Below are 20,766 nucleotides of genomic sequence, written 5' to 3'. Positions count from 1 at the left end.
AGACGGATCGATGCGGGGAGGCGCCGCTGGACCGTCGGTGAGCGGGTTCTACGGAAGGGCCGGAGGCGCGGTGCGGGCCGGGTCACCGGCGCCGCCGAGGTCGGGGTCGAGGTGGGCGAGGACGAACGGATCGACGCAGCCCCGGGCGAAACCGCGGATGCGTCGGTCGATGTCGCGCTGCAGGAGGACGGCGCCGATGCGCTCGGCCACGGGCGCCAGCCACGCCGGCTTGCACGAGAAGTTGTAGCGCCAGACGGCCTCGGTCGAGCTCGGGTCGCCGTCGACCTCGCTGAACCGCCATCCCCCGCCCATGCGCGCGAAGAACCACGACCCTTTCGTCATGTTCATGCCGACGTTCGTCGGTGGGTTGTACGAGACGTACTCGCTCTCCATCCGGAACCCGAAACGCTGCACGGTGAACGTCCGGACCCCCTTGGCGGCCCGGGTCGCTCCGCCGACGAGGTACTGCCCACGGATGAAGGGGTCCCACCGCTTGCGCGCCTCCCCCTGGGTCTGCGACACCGCGAAGGCGACGTGGAGGTCGACAGGAACGACGCACCGGGACTCGACGACGGGCATGGGCTCATCGTCGCACCTCCGGACGTCCGGGCGACCACGGGCGTGGAAAGATCAGGACAGATCTGTCGACACCCGACCCCGAGGAGCGACGTGCTCGCACGAGACGTGACCGAGAAGAGATTCACTCCGACCCGCTTCCGCGACGGCTACGCGATGGAGGACGTTGACCCGTTCCTCGAGCGCATCCGGACCACCCTCGCGGCCTACGAGCAGGGGACCACCGTCGGCCTCCTGGCGGACGTCGACGTCGTGGCCGCCCGGTTCCGACCGACGAGGTTCAGGGAAGGCTACGACCAGGACGAGGTCGACGACTTCCTGGACCAGGTCGTCGTCGAGCTCAGGGGACGACAGTCCGCCGGGGGTCGCTGACCGCGTCCCGACGACGCGTCAGCCGCGGGCGTGGCGCACGTACGCGACGATCGCGTTGGCGTGACCGTGGCCCAGGCCGTGTTCGGACTTCAGCCACGACACCACCTGCATGTGCGCGTCCTCGTCGAGACGCTCGTCGACCAGGTCGAGCCACTCCTGGACCGGCCGCCCGTAGGTGCGCTCGATGCTCGGGAAGTACGACGCCGGGCCGCTGGCCTTCTGGCCGTCGGCGGGCGGTTCGGGTGCCAGGACGCGTCGCTCGGACATGCCGTGACGGTAGCAGTCGGTGTCGACGCGACTTAAGCCCCGCTTCAGATTCGGTTCCGAGAGTGGTGTCTGCCGGAGGGAACGCCCCGACCGCCAGCCGCACCGCGGCTCGCCCGGCACCCGACATCTGGAGACACCATGGCGAAGGACACCACCCCCGACGGCCGCGACGACGACCGTCGCGACGAGAACACCCCCGCGCAGGACGATGCGTGGGCCGAGCGACTGCGTCGTGAGGACGAGGACCAGGACGCCCGTGCGACGACCGAGCTGCCGGCCCGGCCGTCGGGCCAGCCCACGGCCCCGACCACCCCGATCGTCGCCGACGACCAGCGCACCCGCGAACTGCCCACGGACGGCAGCGCGTTCCGAGCGGAGTCGACCCCGCGACGGCGCCCGAGGAAGGGCCTGCTCGTCGGCATCGGCATCGCGGCGGCCGGCCTCGCCCTGGTCGGGACCAGCACCGCCGTCGCGGTGTCGAACGCCGGGAGCCTGACCAGCGCCTCCTCGAGTGCGACTCCGGGCCGGGACGACGCGACGGACCAGGCCGACGGTTCACGCCAGGGGCCGGGAGGACGAGGCTCCGACGACGCCACCGGTACACCCACCGACGCACCGACCCCGCCTGCTGCGGGCGACGACTCGGACGAGAGCACTCCGGCCGAGGGCACCGGGCCCGACGGCGAAGCCCTGCCGGCCCCCGGCACCGGCCCCGACGGGAAGGCTCTGCCCGAGGCACCGGAGGGCGGCCCCGCCGCCGGCGGCCCGATGGCTGGCGGACCGCAGGGCCCGGGAGAGAAGCGCGGCCCGGGCCACGGCCCCGGCGAGAAGGGCGGCCCGAAGACGGACTCCGGCGACACCGAGGACGGCTCTGACCGCCCCACCCCGCCGACCGACGCGCCCACCCCTCCCACGGACGCGCCGACGCCCACCCCCGGCACCGACGAGGGCTCGGGCTCGTAGGCCGCCGGCCGCACCGGCCGTCAGGGCGCCGGCCGCTCGGAAGCGCCGGCACCGGTCAGCACAGCAGGCTCCGCCAGAACAGCAGGCTCCGTCAGAACCGCGTGGTGATGCCGCCCTCGACGACGGGTGGCACACCGCGGCGGTCGGCCGAGCCCCGCACCGTGGCGATCTCGTTCCACTTGTCGATCGTGGTGCAGGGGTGCGAGACGCCGAGCCGCACCAGGTCGCCGACCTGCAGCCCCGACGCCGGGTCGAGCCGCAGGAAGGCGTGCTGGTCGTTGAGCGCCGACACGTGCGACCCGTCGAGCACCCCCGGGAGGCGCCGGTCGGCCGCCTGCGGACGCCACGCCTCGAGCGGCACCGGGAACCCCTCGTCGTCCGACGTGTCGCGCCGTCCGACGTTGAGCAGGGCGAGCCCGGGCTCGGGACGGGACACCACGGACGCCCAGAGCTCGAGGGTCGGCAGGAACGAGGGCTCGATCGTCGGCCCCTCGACCTGCTCGGCGTCGAACCCCGCGGCCCGCTCGGCGTCGAACCCCTCGGCCGCTCCGTCGAACCCGGTGAGTTCGCCGTCGGTCGGCCCGCCCATCTCGCGGTCGGCCTGCGACCCCGCCGAACCGTCGCCGACGACGACCGTGACGTCGGCGTCGACGCCGGCCGCGCCTCCTGCGGTCGACGGCACGGCGTGGCGGGTCGACGGCATCGTGTCGCGGGCGAACGGGGTCAGCCGGCGATAGAGGTCGTGGTCGTGGGCGACGTACGAACCCGACCGCAGTACGACGCGCGTGCGCGGCCCCTGCAGACCCGAGGGGTCGTGCCGGTCGCCGAGCACGGCGACGACACGGTCGAAGTAGACGCTGCCGCCGGCCGTCACCACCACGTCGTGACCTTTCGACAGCCACGGGTCGAAGGCCGGCGCACCGATGCCGTCGAGCACCTCGAGGAGCCCCCGCAGGTAGTCGTCGACCACGGCGATGCCGGCCGCGTCGACGTCGTGCGTGAGGGCGCCCTCGTACCCGGCCACCCCGGCCAGGACGAGGTGCGGTGCCGCCGCCACGGCCTCGGCGACGAGCAGCGCCTCGCGCACCGAGCGCGCGCCGGTCCGGCCGAGCGGCGACCCGAACTCGACCAGCACGGCGAGCGGACGCTCGCCCTCGGCCCGCGCCAGGGCGGCGTCGACGAGGCGCACCGTCTCGACCGAGTCGACCCACATGAGCACGTCGACGCCGGGCGCGGCGAGCGCCGCGAGGGTCGCGGGCGCGAACGCGGTGCCCGCCAGGACGACGTTCGGCACCCCGGCCTCGCGCGCGACGGCGACCTGGAACGCCGTCGCGAGCGTGATGCCCCACGCGCCGGCGTCGAGCTGCCGGCGCCAGATCTCGGGCGCCATCGTCGTCTTGCCGTGCGGCGCCAGGTCGACCCCGCCCTCGCGACACCAGGCGGCCATGGTCTCGACGTTGTGGGTGAGGGCGTCGAGGTCGATCGTGAGCAGCGGGGTCGCGAGGTCGATCAGCGGGACCGGCCGGGGCTCGCGGCCGAAGCCCACCTTGGTGGGGACGGGGGCGGACGGGGTCGAGGACGACGTGGTCATGGTGCCTTCCGACGGGTGCGGTTCGGGGGTGTGCGGAGTGGTGCTGCGGTCAGGCCGTGTGTCGGTACCTGACGGTAGTTTTGCAGCCACCCCCGACGGGCGACACCTCACGTCGGGCCCACCGACCATCCACCAGAGAAGAGCAGACCTGTGAGCGAGAAGACCGAAGTCCGCACCGGCGGCGCCCCCACCCCCATCTCGACCTTCTCGCAGGGCGTGCTCAAGAACGGGTTCCTCAGCGTGTCGGGCCAGGGCCCGCAAGACCCCGCCACGAGCGAGTACCTGCACCCCGGCGACCTGACGTCGCAGACCGTCCGCACGCTCGACAACGTCAAGGCGATCGTCGAGGGCGCCGGCGGGACGTTCGACGACGTCGTGTCGCTGCGCGTGTTCCTCACCACGCGCGACGACTTCGCCGAGATGAACGCCGCGTACGAGACCTACCTGCTGCAGAACGTCCCGAGCGGGGTGTTCCCCACCCGCACGACGGTCTTCGTCGAGCTGCCGAACGAGGCCATGCTCGTCGAGATCGACGCGCTCGCCATCCTCAGCTGACGCGCTGCGGCTCTCCGGGCCTGCGGCCTGCGGCTCTGCCGCCCTGCCGCTCGTCGACAGCGGGCGAGTTCGCACTTTCCTGGTCGGCACGATCGCCCGCCCACCCCGGACACGCCCGTGTTCGGGGTGGCGCGGCGTCCAGGCGGCGCGACCACAGGAGGCGCAGGTCAGTCGGTCGCGCCCGTCACGACCACGATCTTCCGTGACCACGTCGCGTCGGTCAGCTGGGCGAGCATGAAACGCGCCACGTCGGCACGGGTCACGTGGCTGCCCGCCCCCTGGAGCAACCGCTCCCCCGTGGCGAGCGACCCGGTCGCCGGGTCGTCGGTGAGGCGCGTCGGGTAGACGAGCGTCCAGTCGAGTCCGCTCTCGCGCACCTCGGCGTCGGCGACGTCCTTGGCGGCGTAGACCTTGCCGAGCACGGTGTGGAAGAACATCTTCTGGAAGGTGGTCGCGTCGGCCTGACTCTCGCCGACGCCGAAGGCCGAACAGACGACGAGTCGGTCGACGCCCGCGTCGTGCATCGCCGGCAGCAGGGCTCGCCCGACCTCGACCTCGACCGGGTGCCGCATGTTCCGCGAGCCGATCGCGTTCAGCACGGCGTCCTGGCCGGCGACGGCGGCGCGGACGTCCTCGGCCGAGGTCGCGTCCCCGGTGAGCACCCGGACGCCCTCCGTCACGTCGAGGGACGAGGCGTCGCGGACGAGCACCGTCACGTCGTGCCCCGCCGACAGGGCGACCCGCAGGACGTGGGAGCCCGTGCCCCCTGTCGCTCCCAACACCAGAACCTTCATCGCGCCTCCTGTCGTTCGTCGAAGCGAACACCGTCCGACCAAGAGCGGGCCGAGAACGCCTGCGCAGGGTCGCGGCAGGGCGGATCGGGGCAGGGCGGATCGGGCCAGGGCGGGTCGGGTCGGGTCGGGTCAGCCGATGCAGGTCGGCCGGGGCGGCTCAATGGAGGCGACGGCCCGCAGCCCAGAGACCGACCAGCCCCGAGGGGCCGAGGCGGGGCGTCGCGTAGGTGGCCCGGTCGGCGTACGCCCCGGGGTCGACCAACTGGAGGTCGGCGACGGCCCCGGCGGCGATGCTGAGCGCGCCTCCTGCCCGGCCACCACCCACGGCGCCGACGCCGCCGCCGCCGCCGCCGGCGATGCCGCCCGCGCCTCCGCCCGCGCCGGCACCCGTGCCCCCCAGCCCGAACCGCGAGGAGGCGCGGGTCGACATGCGCGCGATCGCCTCGCCCCGCGACAGCACGGCCTGCGGCCCCGACCCGGCGTACTCGTCGAGCACGCGCGAGAACGTCCCGTACAGGCGGGGATGCACGGTGCCGGTCTCGCGCGGCAGCCCGTCCGAGCCGACCAGGGTGTGCGGCCACGCCAGGGCCGTCCGCATGCCCTCGAGGTCGGTGTGGAACACGATGACGGTCAAGGCGCCCCGTTCGGCGAGGACGAGGTCGGCGAGCACCTCGCGCGGGTCGGCACCGACCGCCTCGGCGATCTCGGACAGCGGCCGCCCCTCGAAGCCCGCGTGCTCGGGTCGCGTGAACCCCGCCGCCGAGATCCGCTCGGGGCCGATCGCCGCGTACTGGTTCTCGAGCGTCGATCCGGCCCAGGGTTCGAGCAGCCCGTCGAGCACATCCCTCCGCGAGCGCGTGCCGGGACGGAGCGCCTCGAGCAGGCTCTCGACCCCGTGGTCGGCCGTGGCCGGCGGGAACAGCGACGCGACCGTCGTGCTGCCCGCGTCGTAGGGGTAGACGTCCGCGCTGACGTCGACACCGTCGTCGCGCAAGGCGTCGAGGTGCTCCACGATCGCGGGCATGCCGCCGACGTTCCGCGGCCCGGTCACCTTCAGGTGGCTGACGTGGACGGCGGCCCCGGTCTCGCGCCCCAGCGACGCCAGCTCGTCGATCGAGTCGCGGTGTCCGTCGGCCTCGTTGCGGACGTGGGCGACCAGCAGCTTGCCCCGCACCGCGCACTCCCGGGCCAGGGCGACGAGTTCGGGCCGGTCGGCGGCGTCGCCGGGTGCGTACATGAGGCCCAGCGAGACGCCGAGCGCCCCGGCGTCGAGCGCCTCGCCCACCGACGCCGCGATGAGCGACCGCTCGACGCCGTCGGCCGGTCGACGGTCGAAGCCGAGCACGCCCGCCCGCAGCGGGGCGTGCGGAACGAGGGTCGCGGCGTGCAGGCCGAAGGTGCCGTCGGCGTCGCCCTCGGCCAGCGTCCGCACGTAGTCGGCGAACGTCGCCCATCGTCGCGCAGGGAACCCGCCGAGCACCGGCCGCGAGTAGTCCTCGAGCGATCGGTCCCGCGCGTCGGACGGCGACGGCGCGACGCCCTGGCCGCAGTTGCCGACGATCGTGGTCGTCACGCCCTGCCCGGTCTTGGGCGCGACCCCTCCCGGGCGGAACAACGCGGCGTCGTCGTGCGCGTGCACGTCGACGAAGCCCGGCAGCACGTCGAGTCCGCTCGCGTCGACCACCTCGACCCCGGCCGGCACCCCGGACGAGGAGGCGCGGCGACCGTCGCCCACGGACGCCGCGGCCCCGGGCCCCACGGCCGCGACCACGCCGTCGCGCACGACGACGTCCGCGACGCGACCCGCGCCTCCGGACCCGTCCCAGACCGTCCCGCCCGCGAGCACCAGCGTCGTCACGGGGACGCCGTCGTCACACGGACGCCGCCGTCACGGGAGCACCGCGGTCGTCGCCAGGACGGGTGCGCTACTCGAAGCGCTGCCACACGGGCTTGTTCGCGTAGGTGTAGCGGTAGTAGTCCGCCAGCTGCAGCTGCGACGCCGCGGCTTCGTCGACGACGATCGTGGCGTGCCGGTGCAACTGCAACGCGCTGCCGGGGCACATCGCGCCGAGCGGCCCCTCGATCATGCCCGCGACCGCCGACGCCTTCGACGACCCCTGCGCCACGAGCACGACCTCGTGCGCGTCGAGGATGGTGCCGAGCCCCTGCGTCAGGCAGTGCGTGGGCACCTGCGACGGGTCGTCGAAGAACCGGGCGTTGTCGGCCCGGGTCTGCGGGGCGAGCGTCTTGATGCGGGTGCGCGACGCGAAGGACGAGGTGGGCTCGTTGAAGCCGATGTGCCCGTTCGCCCCGATGCCGAGGATCTGGATGTCGATGCCGCCCGCGTCGGCGATGGCCCGCTCGTACTCGACGACCGCGGCCTCGACGTCGGAGGCCCGCCCGTCGGGCACGTGGACCTTCGACGCGTCCATGCCCAGGGGCACGACGACGTCGCGCTCGATCACCGAGGCGTAGCTCTCGGGGTGCTCGAGCGGGATGCCGACGTACTCGTCGAGCGCGAACCCGGAGGCGCGGCCGAAGTCGAGCTCGCCCGCCGCGACCCGGGCCGCGAGCGACGCGTAGATGCCGGTGGGCGACGACCCGGTCGCGAGGCCCAGCACGGCCTCGGGGTCGCGCTGGACGACGGACGCGATCTTGAGGGCGGCGACACGGCCGACCTCGTCGGCGTCGCGGACGATGACGATCTCCATGGGGCTCCTTGCTGCCGAGGCGTCAGACGATGTTGGCCACGACCGACGCGATGTACGCCTCGCGTTCTTCGCGTGAGGCCGGCCGCCCGGGCACGCCCGGACGCTGCTGCCACGGTAGCGGCCCCGACTCCCGCCGGTACTCGACGCCGAGGGCGTCGAGGCGTCCGAGGTGCACGGCCAGCCGTGTGGAGAAGTCGTCGAAGTCCCGCGGTTCGGTCGTCCACAGCGCCTCGGCGACGGCGCACAACCGGGGGAACGCGAAGAAGTCGACGGTGCGGGGCGAGTCCATGTGCTCGGTCCAGATGTTGGCCTGGCCTCCGAGCACGTGACGGGCCTCGTCCTCGGTGAGCTGCGCGGGCACCGGTTCGAACGCGAACACGTCGGCCAGGGTGAGCGGGATCGACACCGGGATCGGCTCGTCGGGCCCGTCCGACTGCCGGTAGTCGAGGTAGACCTGGTCGTCGGGACACGCCACGACGTCGTAGCCGCGTCGTGCCGCCGTGATCGCGCCGGTCATGCCCCGCCACGACGCGACCGTCGCGCCGGGTGACATCGTGGCGTTCCCCTCGAGGATCTCGTCCCACCCGAAGGTGCGGCGCCCGGCCGCGGTGAGGTGCGCGTCGAGCCGCCCGATGAACCACGCCTGCAGCTCCTCCTCGTCGGCGAGGCCGCGGTCCCGCATGAGCTCCTGCGTGCGCGGGTCGGCCCGCCACTGCGCCTTGGGGCACTCGTCGCCACCGATGCCGATCCAGGTGCCCGGGAAGAGCTCCATCACCTCGTCGAGCACGTCGGTGTAGAAGTCGACGGTCGTCTGCTCGGTGTTGAGGACGTCCTCGAAGATGCCCCACTCGGTCCCCACGGCGATCTGCCGGGGCGCCGCCACGGGCGTCCCGCCGACCTCGACGGCGCCGACGCCGAGGTGCGGGTACGCCGTGATCGCCGCCATCGAGTGGCCGGGCACGTCGACCTCGGGCACGACCGTGATGTGGCGGGCCGCGGCGTAGGCGACCACCTCGCGGATGTCGTCCTGCGTGTAGAAGCCGCCGTGCGGTCGGCCGTCCTGGGTCGCGTCCGGCCCCGCCCCCACCTGCGACGACCCCCGCCACGCGCCGACCGAGGTCAGGCGCGGGTACTTCGTGATCTCGATGCGCCAGCCCTGGTCCTCGGTGAGGTGCCAGTGGAGCGTGTTGAGCCGGTGCAGGGCCATGAGGTCGACGAACCGCAGGACGTCGTGCTTGGGCAGGAAGTGCCGGGCGACGTCGAGGTGCGTACCCCGCCAGCCGAAGCGTGGTCGGTCCTCGACGTCGACGGCGGGCACGACCCAGTCGACCCCGGGCACGAGGGCCGTCCGGTAGGCGGCCGCGGGCAGCAGCTGTCGCAGCACCTGCGCCCCGTGGAACGCGCCGGCCGCGTCGCCACCGGTGATGCGCACCCCCGCGGGTCGCGCCTCCAGCCGGTAGGCCTCGGCACCGAGCGAGGCGTCCAGGTCGAACGAGATGCCGGTCCCGTCGGCGCTGCCCTCGCGGAGCGGCAGGCCGGTCGCGGGGCGCAGCGCCTGCTGCAGCCAGGCGACGACTCCGGCCAGCTCGTCGGGCGCCGAGACGCGCGTCGCGGAGTCGAGCCGGAACGCCCCGGAGGCGCGGGTCAGCCGGGCAGGACGCGGCACGATCGCGACCGGTGCGGTCTCGGGGGTCGCGGTGCCGGCCCGCATGGTGGTCGAGGGGGTCGAGGAGTCGGTCGTCACGGGGTCAGCCCTTCACGGCGCCGGCGGACATGCCGGTCACCAGGTTGCGTTGGATGATCATGAAGAAGACGACGACCGGCAGGGAGAACAGCACCGAGGCCGCCATCTGTCCGCCGAAGTCGGTGCCGCTGGTCGGCGTGCTGAACGAGGCCAGCCAGACCGGCAGCGTGTACATCGACTGGTCCTTCATGAACGTGTAGGCCACGAGGTAGTCGTTCCACGCGGCGATGAAGGCGAAGATGCTCGTCGCGATCATGCCGGGCAGCACGAGCGGGAACATGATCCGCGTCAGCACCTGCCAGGTGCTCGCGCCGTCGAGTTGCGCGGCCTCCTCGACCTCGACCGGGATCGCCAGGAAGAACCCGCGCATCACCCAGATCGAGAACGGCAGCGTCGACGCGACGTACGCCAGGATGAGCCCGCCGTAGGTGCCGAGCAGCCCGAGGCTGTTGAAGATCAGGAACTGCGGGATCAACAGGGCCGTCGCCGGCAGCATCTGCACGATCAGGATGAACACCATGATCGTGCGCCGCCCCCGGAACCGGAACCGCGACAGGGCGGCCGAGGCGAACAGTCCGAGCACGATCGAGAAGACGACGGCCCCGACCACGACGATCACGCTGTTGCGCAGGTTCGTGAAGAAGTCGGACTGCGTCACCGCGACGACGAAGTTGTCGAGGGTCGGGTTCTGCGGCCAGAACAGCGGGGTGGCCGTCATCACCTCGGGGCGCGGCTTGAACGCCGTGTTGACCATCCAGTAGACGGGGAACAGCCACACGAGGCTGAAGACGATCGCGATCGCGTTGCTGACCCAGCGGGGCTTCCGGCGGCGACGGGTCGGGCGGGCGGGCGACGGGCGGCCGGTGCCGTGGCCCGAGCGCGCCTCCTTGCTTCTCTCGTCGCGCGCGACGGTCTCGGTCGTCGTGGTGCCGACGCCGGCGGGTGCGGTCGTGGTCACAGGTCTTCTCCGGATCGGACGAGGTTGCGGACGTAGAACGCGGTCAACACGACGAGCAGCAGGGTGGTGACCACCGAGATGGCGGCGCCCTGCCCGATGTCGAAGCCGACGAACGCGGTGACGTAGGTGAAGACGCCGAGGGTCGAGGTGGCGTCGTCGGGGCCGCCGGCCGAGACGAGCCAGATCTGGTTGAAGACGTTGAAGTCCCAGATGATCGACAGGATCGTGATCAGCAGCAGCGTCGGCTTGAGGAAGACCAGGGTGACGGTCCGGTACACGCGCCACTCGCTCGCCCCGTCGAGCCGCGCGGCCTCTTTGTACTCGAGCGGGATCTGCGTCTCGGCGGCGTACATGGTCAGCGCGATGAAGGGCACCGCCTGCCACACGATCAGCAGCCAGATGCTCGTGTAGGCGAGGGCCGCGTCGTTCGACCAGTCGACGTTGGTCATGTCGCCCACCAGGCCGGTCCGGGTCAACAGCCAGTTCACGACGCCGTAGCCGGGCTGGAACAGCCACTTCCAGACGATCGACGACGCCACGTTGGGCATGGCCCAGGCGAGGATCAGCACGACGGTCACCGTGTAGCGCATCGGCGTGCCGAGCCGGGTGAGCAGGTGCGAGACGCCCGTGCCGATCACGACGCTGCCACCGACCATCGCGGCCGTGAAGACCAGCGTGCGGACGAGCGACCACCAGAAGTCGGTGTCGGCCAGCAGGGTCGCGTACTGCTGCACGCCGACCGAGTCGTACGCGCCGGTGAAGAGCGAGCGTTGGTCGTAGTCGGTGAACGACGTGAAGACCAGGAACACGATGGGCGCGACGGTCACGGCGAGCAGCACGATGCCCGCGGGCGACAGCAGCCAGAGCGGGGCGAGCTGGCGCTTCCCGCCGGGGCGCACCGGGGCCTTCCGTTCGGCCTTCGGGCGCCGGCCGCCCTTCCGGTCGGGTGCCGCGCCGGGCGGGGTCTCGGTGAGACCGGGGGCGATCGAGAGGGCCACGGTTCCTCTTTCGGTTCGAGTCCAGGAGGTGCGGGTCGAGGGGGCGGGAGCGTCGCGCGATCAGGTGGTCGCGTGACGCCCCCGGGGTGCTGCCGAGGGCTCGGTGCTAGTCGTTCAGCGCCTCGTCGGTGGCCTCGTCGAAGGACTTCGCGGCCGCCTCGGGCGACTTCGAGCCCGAGACCACCGAGGAGAAGAGCTGGTTGATGCTCTTGTCGCCCTCGAGGGCCGCCCAGTTCGCGCTGGCGGGGGTGGCCTTCGAGTTGAGCGCGGCGTCGAAGAAGCCCTTCTGGATCGGCGTCACCACGCTGCCGGCCGCCTCGATGCCCTCTTCGCTGTTCGGGATCCAGCCGTCGTTGCCCACGACCCACTCGCTCTGGATGTCCGGGCTCGTGGCGATCTTGGTCCACTGCAGGGCCAGGTCGGAGTTCTGGCTCTTGGCCGCGATTCCCCAGTCCGAGCCGCCGAGCATGACCGGCTGCGTCTCGCCCGACTTGCCCGGCATCGGGAACGTGCCGAAGTCGTCGTCGGTCAGGGCGGGGTTGGCCTTCTGGATCAGGTCGATCGAGCCGTTGGTGTGCAGGATCGTCGCCGTCTTGCCGTCCGCGAAGACCTGCGTCTGGTCGGGCGCGTCGGTGTCGAGGGTCTGCGAGGCGGGCGTCGAGTAGGCGTTCTGGAACTCGGTGAAGTCGGCCAGTCCCTGCTGCGCCTCGTCGCTCGCCAGGCCCGCCTTCCAGGTGCCGTCGCTCGACGTGGCGATCTCTCCGCCGGCGTCCCAGACGAACTGCATGCCCGCGTACCAGTACTGGCCGGGCAGGTAGAACGCCGAGAAGTCGGACGCCGTGTTCGCGGCCTTCACCTTGTCGAGGTCGGCGGTGAGCTCGTCGTAGGTGGTGGGCGCCTCGGTCACGCCGGCCTCGGCCCACATCGTCTTGTTGTAGATGACGGCGCGGGCACCGGCGAAGCCGGGCACGGCGTAGAGCGAGTCGTCGACGGTCGCGGGCTCCTCGAGGCCCGTCAACCAGGTCTGACCCTGCTCGAGGTCGTCGCGGTACGACGTCAGGTCGAGGAGTGCACCGTTGGCCGCGTAGCTGGCGACCTGCGTGTTGCCGAGGTCGAGCACGTCGGGTGGGGTGCTCGTGGCGAGTGCCGTGCTGATCTTGGTGGTGATGCCGTCCCACTGCTGGATCTGGACGTCGACGTCGGCGCCCGTCTGCTTCGTGAACTCCTCGTTGACGGCATCGATGGTCTCGGGCGTGTAGTCGCCCGTCATCACCCAGACCGTCAGGGTCTTGCCGTCACCCTTGGTGGTGGGCACGGCCTGGGGTTCGTCGGACGAGCTGCCGCCCGTGCCCGAGCTCGAGCAGGCGGACAGGGCGAGTGCCGCGGCCAGGCCCAGGGCCCCGACCGCCGTGTAGCGTTGGATTCGCAATTTCATCTCCTCGTTCTCGAAGCGGGGATGCCGCATCGCTGTGGTCCCGGCCCGCGCTCGCACAAGCGTCGGGTCGGGAATGCGGCACGGGCCGAGGCCCTCGCCGCCTCCGGGGGTGGACCCCCGAGGTCTGTGGTGGGGCGGTCGCCCCGGGCGGGCCGGGCACCGGGCGGGCCGACGCCGGGCGGGCCGACGCCGGGCGTGCCGACGCCGGGCTCACGTCAACCCCAGTTCGGCCTGCAGCACGAACGACGCGGCGCCTCGCAGGGCGAGGTCGGTGCCGCTGCCCGCGATCCGCATCGTCAGGCCGTTGCTGACGGCGGACAGCGTGCGCTGCCGGACGGTCTCGCGGGCTGCGCGCAGCATCGCGCCCTCGACCAGGTCGGCCGGGCCCGACAGCACGACCTCGTCGATGTTGAGCGCGCTGACGATGGGGGCGAGCACCAGGCCGAGCGCGCGACCGGCCTCGTGGAGGACGGCGCCGCGCGATCCCTCGTCGTGCTGTCGGAGGCGCGCCCTCAGCTGCGGGGCGGCGATGGCCTCCTCGAGGCAGCCGCGTCGACCGCACGCGCACACGTCGCCGTTCTCGTCGACCGTGACGTGCCCGATCTCGCCGGCCGAGAACTGGTCGCCCTCGACGAGCGCACCGGCGACGATCAGCCCGACCCCGACACCGTGGTCGATCGTGACGACGATGAGGCTCTGTCCCGCCGGGGACCGTCCGCCGCCGCTCTGCCCGGCCGCAGCCGGTCCGGTCGCGCCCGGTCCGGTCGCGCCCGGTCCGGTCGCGCCCCGCCCGGTCTCATCGTTCCCGACCTCTTCGCCGAAGGTGCGGATGCCCATCGCCGCGGCGTTGGAGTCGTTGCCCACGTGGACGGGCAGACCGGTGCGGGCCGACAGTCGGGACCGCAGCGGGAGGTCGTACCAACCGAGGTGGACGGCCGTGCGCACGACGCCGTCGTGGTCGACGATGCCGGGGGTCGCGACGCCGACCCCGAGCAGCCGACGGGTCGTCCGCGAGGCGAGGTCGTCGACGAGCCGCTCGACCAGGCTCACGGCGGCCTCGCCGACGGCCCCGTCGAGCTCGACCCCGGCGCGCTCGACGACCCCGCCCCGCAGGTCGACGACGGCCCCGACGAAACGCTCGGCACTCGACAGGTCGACCGTGACGATGTGGAAGGCGTCCGACTCGATGCCGACGAGCGTCGCCGGCTTGCCGACCCGCGCGTCGTCGCGGACGCCGAGCTCGCGGGCGATGCCGTCGTCGATGAGTTCGGCGACGAGGGCGGAGACGGTGGGGCGCGTCAGACCCGAGCGACGCGCGAGGTCGGCTCGACTCATGGAGCCGTCGCGGTACAGGGACTGTAGGAGGAGGGACCGGTTGTGGGCGCGGACCGGCGGCTGTTGCTGCCGGGTGATCGTCGTGCTGGTCACGGGCGCGTCCTCTCGTCTCGGCATCGTCGCCGACCTCGGACCCGGTGAGAGGGCCCGTCGGCAGCGGTGCCGGGTGGCGTCGCCGTGGTGGCGTGCCGTTAGTAAATGGGCCTTACAAACACGTGTCAAGGTGCGTGGCGGCGAGTTTACGCACACGAAACACCGGCGGTCAACACCCGAAACACGGCGACCCACGGGCCGCGGCCCCTTGCCGCGAGCAGGTTCGTAAGCTTTACTAACAAACATGTCCACGCTCGCCACCGTGTCCGTCGCCGCGCCTCACGTCGCCGTCGGCGGTGCGCCGGCGGGACCGTCCGCAGCCGGGTCGACGGAGTGGCCGTGAGGGTCGGCCTCGACATCGGCGGCACCAAGATCGACGCGGTCGTCGTCGACGGGTCCGGAGCCCCCGTCCATCGCCTCCGCCTGCCCACGGGGTTCGGCCCCGACGCCGTGCTGACGAACGCGGCCACGGCGGTCGCCTCGTTGGCGGACCGTTCCGGCGTCGCCGTCGAGGCCTTCGAGTCGGTCGGCGTCGGCATCCCCGGCCTCGTCGACGGCACGACGGGTCGCGTGCGGCACGCCGTGAACATCGGCTTCGACGACGTCGCCGTGGGGCCGACGCTGAGCGCCCGCCTCGGGGTCCCGGTCCGGGTCGAGAACGACGTCAACGCGGCCGCGCTCGGCGCGTACCTCGCCATGTCGCTGTCGGGATCTGTCGGCTACCTCAACCTCGGCACCGGCCTCGCTGCCGGCCTCGTCGTCGACGGCGAACTCTGGCGCGGCTCGCGGGGCGTCTCGGGCGAGATCGGTCACGTCCCCGTCGACCCCGGGGGCGAGCTCTGCCCCTGCGGGCAGCGCGGTTGCCTCGAGACCGTCGCGGCCGGCGCCGCGGTGTCCCGTCACTGGCCGACCGAGGGGGCGTACCCGGCCGTGGCGCTGTTCGCGGCGGCCGACGCCGGCGACCCCGAGGCCGTCCGCGTGCGTGTCGACCTCGCGGCGGGGGTGGCGGCCGCGGTGCGCCTCCTCGTCCTGACGACCGACGTGGACTCCGTCGTGATCGGCGGCGGGCTCAGCAACCTGGGTCGCCCCCTGCTCGACGACGTCGCCGGGGTGCTCGACCGGTGGGCGGCGGGGTCGCCGTTCCTCGCCTCGCTCGAGCTGTCGTCGCGCATCGAGCTGCTGCCGCCGGGGTTCCCCGTGGCAGCCGTCGGTGCCGCGACGATCGGCGCCCGCGGGCCCGCGACGGCCGTCGCCGCCGCCCTCTGACCGCCACCACGGCCCTGCCCCCACGTCGCCACGCCGCCACGAGATGGTCACAGCACCAGGAGAAAACCTGGAACTGTGACCATCTCGCGGTGCGGTGTCCGCCGGTGCGGCGCTACGCCCGGGCCACCCGCAGCGTCACGATCTCGAACGGGCGCAGCGTCAACTCGACCGCGGAGCCCGACGCCCACCGACCGGCCCCGGCCGTGCCCGACGCCAGCTCGCGCTCGATGAGGTCGGTGCGCCACGCCTCGCCGAACCCGCTGTCGGCGTCGACCGTGACGGTGGTGGCCGCCCGAGCACCGCGAGCCTCGTAGAGCCGCACGATCAGGTCGCCCGACCGGTCCTCGGCCAGCTTGACCGCCTCGATCAGCACGGCCGGCGACGACGACGACACCAGCGGAGCGACCCCGGCGCCCGACGACCCCTCGACCCGTCGGACGGGCAGGTTCATGCGGTAGCCCGCGGTCGCGGCGTCGAGCACGTCGGGCGCGACCCGCACGGACGAGCGCAGCACGTGCCGCCCCTGGTCGGCGTGCGGGTCGGGGAACGTCGGTGCCCGCAGCAGCGACTGGCGCACGAGCGTCGTCGTGCCGCCGTCGCCGCCCTCGGCCGTGTCGCGGGTGCTCCGCGTGATGTCGTGGCCGTAGGTGGCGTCGTTCGCCACGGCCACGCCGAAGCCGGGCTCGGCGACGTGCACCCAGCGGTGTGCGACCGTCTCGAACCGGGCGAAGTCCCACGACGTGTTCTGGTGGGTCGGGCGCTGCACGTGACCGAACTGCACCTCGGAGGCCGCCCGGTCGGCGTGCACGTCGAGCGGGAACGCCAGCTTGAGCAGCTTCTGCCGTTCGTGCCAGTCGACCTCGGTCTGCACGTGCAGTTCGCCCTCGCCGTCGTCGAGCCACCAGCGCTGCACGATGGTCGAGTCGCCGATGCGGCGGGTGACGACGAGCGCGCCGCCGTCGACGACGACCGACTCGGCCTCGACCAGGTCGGTGCGGACGTTCTTGTAGGCCTGGTCGACGTCCCAGGCGTCCCACTGGTTGGGGGTGTCGCGGAAGAGCTGCAGCAGCCCGAGCCGGGCCCCCGGGGCGACGAGGTCGCGTCCCGACGTGGCGTCGACGAGCGAGGCGACCAGGCCGTCACCGTCGAACACCGCACGCACGGACCCGTTGTCGAGCACCCAGCCGCCGTCGGAGGCCACCGGTGCCACCGACCCGACCCCCGCCTCCTGGGCCCGTCCCGCGGCCGACCCGGCCGCGGCGTCGACCCCGGCCGACGGGACCGGCCCGGCGTTGAACGTGGTCGTCGCCGACCCCGTCCCCGCCAGTGCCCGCTGGGCCGAGCCGATGATCGCCTCGAGCTGCTCGGCGACCCGCGCGTAGTGCCGCTCGGCCTCGTGGTGCACCCACGCGATCGACGACCCGGGCAGGATGTCGTGGAACTGCTGGAGCAGCACGACGTGCCAGATCTCTTCGAGCTCGTCGTAGGGGTAGTCGAGCAGGCCGCGGGCGGTCGCCGTGGCGCTCCACAGCTCGGCCTCGCGCAGCAGGTGTTCGCTGCGACGGTTGCCCTGCTTGGTGCGAGCCTGCGACGTGTACGTGCCGCGGTGGAACTCGAGGTACATCTCGCCCGACCACACGGCCGGGTCGGCCAGCTCGGCCCGTGCCTGCGCGAAGAAGGAGGCGGGGGTGCCGACGGTCACGCGGGGCGAGCCCTCGAGGTCGCCGGCCCGGCGCGCGGCCGCCATCATCTCGCGGGTCGGGCCGCCACCGCCGTCACCCCAGCCGAACGGGACGATCGAGACGTTCGAGAACCCCTTCTCGGCGTAGCCGCTCTCGGCATGGGCGAGCTCGGCCGGCGAGAGGTCGGAGTTGTACGTGTCGACGGGCGGGAAGTGCGTGAACACGCGACTGCCGTCGATGCCCTCCCACAGGAAGGTGTGGTGCGGCATGCGGTTCGTCTCGTTCCAGGACTCCTTCTGCGTGAAGAACGAGCTGGCGCCGGCCGCGCGGGCGATCTGGGGCATCGCGCCCGTGTAGCCGAACGAGTCGGGCAGCCAGACCTCGTCGGCGTCGACGCCGAACTCGCGCAGGAAGAACCCCTTGCCCGCGACGAACTGACGGGCCAGCGCCTCGCCGCCGGGCATGTTGGTGTCGGACTCGACCCACATGCCGCCGACCGGCACGAACCGGCCCTCGGCGACCTTCTGCGCGACCCGTTCGAACAGCTCCGGGTAGCGCTCCTTCAACCAGGCGTACTGCTGCGCGCTCGAGGCGGCGAACACGAAGTCGGGGTCGTCGTCCATCAGGGCGACGACGTTCGAGAAGGTGCGGGCGACCTTGCGCTGGGTCTCGCGGACGGGCCAGAGCCAGGCCGAGTCGATGTGCGCGTGGCCGGTCGCGACGACCCGGTGCGCGCTCGCGTTCGCCGGTGCCGCGAGCACGTCGGCGAGCGCGGCACGCCCGGCTGCCGCGGTCCCCGCGACGTCCGCGTGGTCGACGACGTCGCACATCCGGTCGAGCGCCCGCAGGATCTCGTGCCGTCGCGGCGACGTGAGCGCGAGGGTGCGCATCAGCCCGACGAGGGTCCAGACGTCGCGGTCGAGTTCGGCGACCACCTCGTCGCGTTCGGCGAGCACGATGCTGCGCAGGGCGTAGATCGGGGCGTCGCCCGCGGTCTCGGGGTCGCCGAGCGGTGTCTCGCCGTGGAAGTCGTCGCCACCGATGTCGGGGTTCGACGCGGCCTCGACGTAGACGTCGATCGTGCTGCCCGGGGTGACGCCCGCGCCGATCGCCGTCAGCGGCACGTAGCCGTTGTACGGCTCGATGGCCTTGACGATCGTGCCGTCGGGTCGCCAGACGAGGCCCTCGGCCTGGAACCCGGGCTGCCTGATGCTGAAGCCCAGGTCGACGACGAGTTCGAGGGCGGTCGCCGGGTCGGTGCCGAGGTCGTCGGGCACCGTCCCCGTGACGTGGAACCACGTGGTGCCCCACGGCTTGCTCCACGGCGAGCCGACGGCGAACGGCTCGAACGTCTGCGAGACGGCCTCGGCGAAGGGGACCGGCTCACCCGGCGCCTCCCAGGCCGTGATCGTCAGCGGGACGGCCCGGCGGTAGACCGCCGGGGTGATGCGGTCGCGGACGAAGCGGTCGATGCGGGCCTCGACGAGGACGGTGTTGTCGTGCATGGGATCAGTCTCCTGACGGGCGCGCCGGGGCGCACGGTGGGGCGGGTCGTTCTGTGGATCGGGAGGGCGGCGGGGGCACTGGTGGGGAGGCGCCTCACCCCTTCACGGCGCCGGCCAGCGCGTTCGAGCCGCCGAGGGTCCGCGAGACGAGGACGTACAACGCGATGACGGGCACCGAGTAGACGATCGAGAACGCCGCCAGCTGGCCGTACGCCACCGAGCCGTACTGCCCGAAGAAGTTGAAGATGCTCACGGCCGCCGGCTGCTTGTCGGGGCTGAGAAGCAGGACGAACGGCACGAAGAAGTTCCCCCAGGCCTGGATGAACACGAAGATGAACACCACGGCGATGCCCGGCCGCATGAGCGGCACCACGATGCGCGTCAGGGTCGAGAACATCGAGGCCCCGTCGGTCCACGCGGCCTCTTCGAGCGAGATCGGCACCGAGTCCATGAAGTTCTTCGCCATCCAGATCGCCATCGGCAGGCTGGTCGCGGCCAGGAAGAACACCGTGCCGCCGATCGAGTCGATCAGGTTCAGCGAGACGAACAGGCTGTAGACGGGGACCATCATCGCGGTGATGGGCAGGCCGGTGCCGAAGAGGATGCCGTAGAGGAACGGCTTGTTGATGCGCATCCGGTACCGCGAGAGCGGGTACGCCGCGAGGATCGCCACGACGACGGTCACCAGGGCGCAGCCGCCCGACACGATGAGGCTGTTGGCGAGCGGGACGAACGAGATCTCGGGCGTCAGCACGGCGGTGAAGTTGTCGAGCGTGAACTGCGACGGCACCTTCGCCGACAGCGTGGCCGACGGGTCGAACGAGGCCAGCAGCAGCCAGGCGAGCGGGACGGCGAAGCAGATCGCGATGACGATCAGCACGGCGTTCGAGACGGCCTTCATGCTGCGGCCGCTGGGTGAGGTCATGGCCATGGTCAGTCGACCTCCGGTTTGAGGGCTCTGATGTAGATGATCGAGAAGACCGCGCCGACGAGCAGCATGATCGTGGCGATGGCGGTCCCGAAGCCGAGCTGCGAGAACTGGAACGCCTCCTGGTAGGCCAGGATCGGCAGGGTCGTGCTGTTGACGCCGGGCCCGCCGCCGGTCATCACGTAGATCAGGGTGAACACCGAGAGCGTCTGCAACGTGGTCAGCATGAGGTTGGTCGAGATGCTCCGTCGGATGACCGGCAGCGTGATGAAGACCAGGCGTTGCCAGCCGGTGGCGCCGTCGACCTCCGCCGACTCGGTGATCTCGGGGGGCACCTCCTGCACCGCCGCCGAGTAGACGAGCATCGAGAAGGCGGCCCCGCGCCAGATGTTGGCGAGGATCACCGAGAGCATCGGCATCGCGTAGAGCCAGTTGGCGCCCGTGATGCCGAACCACGACAGGACCGTGTTGAGGGTGCCCGCGTCGTTGAAGAACGCGTACGCCGCGAAGGCCGCGACGATCTCGGGCAGCACCCACGCCGCGATGACGAACGTGCCGACGATCGAGCGCACGACCTTGTGGCCGTTCCGCATCAGCAGGGCGAGCCCCAGGCCGACCACGTTCTGGCCGACCACCGCCGAGAAGAAGACGAAGGCGAGAGTCAGCAGCACCGACTTCGGGAAGTCCGGGTCGGCGAACAGCTCGGTGTAGTTGCGCAGGCCGATGAACTCCGAGCCGCCGGCGGCGTAGCCGGTCAGCGACGCGTCGGTGAACGAGCCGTAGAAGCTCGAGATGACGGGCCCCAACAGGAACAGGGCCAGCAGGACGAAGGCCGGGACGAGCGGCAGGGTGCGGGCGCCGGTGCGCAGGGCGCGCGCCTTCGACGCCCCCGCCCGGCGACCCGGCTTCTCGCCGTGGGGCCCGGGGCCGGGCCCGGAGGCCCCCGGTCGGCCGCTCTCACGGCCGACCGGGGTGGGGGCGATGGTCGCCATG

General features: G+C 72.4%; 17 protein-coding genes and 1 pseudogene. 4 read left to right on the top strand and 14 right to left on the bottom strand.

What is annotated here, in order from left to right; all coding sequences use genetic code 11:
• Positions 1–48 precede the first annotated feature (48 nt).
• Positions 49–579 carry an SRPBCC family protein gene (locus OVA02_RS04265; protein ID WP_267659303.1) on the bottom strand — a complete coding sequence of 177 codons (531 nt, stop codon included), beginning with the start codon at positions 577–579 and terminating at the stop codon, positions 49–51.
• On the opposite strand from OVA02_RS04265, the pseudogene OVA02_RS18085 reads away from it, so the two are divergent.
• Positions 535–921: pseudogene (locus OVA02_RS18085) on the top strand (DivIVA domain-containing protein); the annotation flags it as partial. The gene OVA02_RS04265 and the pseudogene OVA02_RS18085 sit on opposite strands and share 45 nt — an antisense overlap.
• 45 nt (positions 922–966) lie before the next feature.
• Here OVA02_RS18085 and OVA02_RS04255 read toward each other — a convergent pair.
• Positions 967–1,215 (bottom strand): DUF4287 domain-containing protein, encoded by a 249-nt coding sequence (locus tag OVA02_RS04255; protein ID WP_267659302.1) that lies wholly within the window; start codon positions 1,213–1,215, stop codon positions 967–969.
• A gap of 138 nt (positions 1,216–1,353) precedes the next feature.
• Here OVA02_RS04255 and OVA02_RS04250 point away from each other — a divergent pair, with 138 nt between their 5' ends.
• Positions 1,354–2,178 (top strand): hypothetical protein, encoded by an 825-nt coding sequence (locus tag OVA02_RS04250; protein WP_267659301.1) that lies wholly within the window; start codon positions 1,354–1,356, stop codon positions 2,176–2,178.
• A 91-nt stretch (positions 2,179–2,269) separates the two neighbouring features.
• On the opposite strand, the gene OVA02_RS04245 is transcribed toward OVA02_RS04250, so the two are convergent.
• Entirely contained in the window at positions 2,270–3,769 is a 1,500-nt protein-coding gene (locus OVA02_RS04245) for an alanine racemase (protein WP_267659300.1), read from the bottom strand.
• Positions 3,770–3,919: 150 nt separating this feature from the next.
• Between OVA02_RS04245 and OVA02_RS04240 the strand changes: the two genes are divergently transcribed.
• Complete coding sequence (locus OVA02_RS04240; protein ID WP_056043363.1) at positions 3,920–4,324, top strand: RidA family protein; 405 nt, start codon at positions 3,920–3,922, stop codon at positions 4,322–4,324.
• A gap of 167 nt (positions 4,325–4,491) precedes the next feature.
• Here OVA02_RS04240 and OVA02_RS04235 read toward each other — a convergent pair whose 3' ends face one another.
• The 8 genes from OVA02_RS04235 to OVA02_RS04200 all read right to left on the bottom strand — a co-directional run bounded on the left by OVA02_RS04235 (position 4,492) and on the right by OVA02_RS04200 (position 14,392).
• The gene (locus OVA02_RS04235) at positions 4,492–5,118 is read right to left on the bottom strand and encodes an NAD(P)-dependent oxidoreductase (RefSeq protein ID WP_267659299.1); all 627 of its coding nucleotides are present in this window, start codon (positions 5,116–5,118) and stop codon (positions 4,492–4,494) included.
• A gap of 157 nt (positions 5,119–5,275) precedes the next feature.
• A complete protein-coding gene (locus OVA02_RS04230; RefSeq protein ID WP_267659298.1) occupies positions 5,276–6,976 on the bottom strand; it encodes an N-acyl-D-amino-acid deacylase family protein in 1,701 nt (566 codons plus the stop codon).
• 67 nt (positions 6,977–7,043) lie between these two features.
• A complete protein-coding gene (gene nagB, locus OVA02_RS04225) occupies positions 7,044–7,829 on the bottom strand; it encodes a glucosamine-6-phosphate deaminase (protein WP_123571241.1) in 786 nt (261 codons plus the stop codon).
• A gap of 22 nt (positions 7,830–7,851) precedes the next feature.
• Complete coding sequence (locus OVA02_RS04220; RefSeq protein WP_267659297.1) at positions 7,852–9,573, bottom strand: beta-N-acetylhexosaminidase; 1,722 nt, start codon at positions 9,571–9,573, stop codon at positions 7,852–7,854.
• Positions 9,574–9,577: 4 nt separating this feature from the next.
• Positions 9,578–10,531 (bottom strand): carbohydrate ABC transporter permease, encoded by a 954-nt coding sequence (locus tag OVA02_RS04215; protein WP_199736328.1) that lies wholly within the window; start codon positions 10,529–10,531, stop codon positions 9,578–9,580.
• Positions 10,528–11,529 (bottom strand): carbohydrate ABC transporter permease, encoded by a 1,002-nt coding sequence (locus OVA02_RS04210; RefSeq protein WP_200922549.1) that lies wholly within the window; start codon positions 11,527–11,529, stop codon positions 10,528–10,530. The genes OVA02_RS04215 and OVA02_RS04210 overlap by 4 nt, the downstream gene beginning before the upstream one ends.
• 106 nt (positions 11,530–11,635) lie before the next feature.
• On the bottom strand, positions 11,636–12,958 hold the full coding sequence (locus tag OVA02_RS04205; RefSeq protein ID WP_200922550.1) for an extracellular solute-binding protein: 1,323 nt from the start codon (positions 12,956–12,958) through the stop codon (positions 11,636–11,638).
• A 216-nt stretch (positions 12,959–13,174) separates the two neighbouring features.
• A complete protein-coding gene (locus tag OVA02_RS04200; RefSeq protein WP_056043376.1) occupies positions 13,175–14,392 on the bottom strand; it encodes an ROK family transcriptional regulator in 1,218 nt (405 codons plus the stop codon).
• Positions 14,393–14,731: 339 nt separating this feature from the next.
• On the opposite strand from OVA02_RS04200, the gene OVA02_RS04195 reads away from it, so the two are divergent.
• The gene (locus tag OVA02_RS04195; protein ID WP_056044502.1) at positions 14,732–15,658 is read left to right on the top strand and encodes an ROK family protein; all 927 of its coding nucleotides are present in this window, start codon (positions 14,732–14,734) and stop codon (positions 15,656–15,658) included.
• Between the two features lie 112 nt (positions 15,659–15,770).
• Here OVA02_RS04195 and OVA02_RS04190 read toward each other — a convergent pair whose 3' ends face one another.
• The 3 genes from OVA02_RS04190 to OVA02_RS04180 form a co-directional block, all read right to left on the bottom strand.
• The gene (locus tag OVA02_RS04190) at positions 15,771–18,845 is read right to left on the bottom strand and encodes an alpha-mannosidase (protein WP_267659296.1); all 3,075 of its coding nucleotides are present in this window, start codon (positions 18,843–18,845) and stop codon (positions 15,771–15,773) included.
• A 94-nt stretch (positions 18,846–18,939) separates the two neighbouring features.
• Entirely contained in the window at positions 18,940–19,776 is an 837-nt protein-coding gene (locus OVA02_RS04185) for a carbohydrate ABC transporter permease (RefSeq protein ID WP_043594260.1), read from the bottom strand.
• A 2-nt stretch (positions 19,777–19,778) separates the two neighbouring features.
• Positions 19,779–20,765 (bottom strand): carbohydrate ABC transporter permease, encoded by a 987-nt coding sequence (locus tag OVA02_RS04180; RefSeq protein WP_200412438.1) that lies wholly within the window; start codon positions 20,763–20,765, stop codon positions 19,779–19,781.
• Between the last annotated feature and the right edge of the window lies 1 nt (position 20,766).

The sequence above is a fragment of the Frigoribacterium sp. SL97 genome (assembly GCF_026625765.1).
In the GTDB taxonomy this organism is placed as follows: domain Bacteria; phylum Actinomycetota; class Actinomycetes; order Actinomycetales; family Microbacteriaceae; genus Frigoribacterium.
Note: the sequence above shows the minus strand (reverse complement) of the source record. Positions and strands in the feature narration are given on the sequence as shown.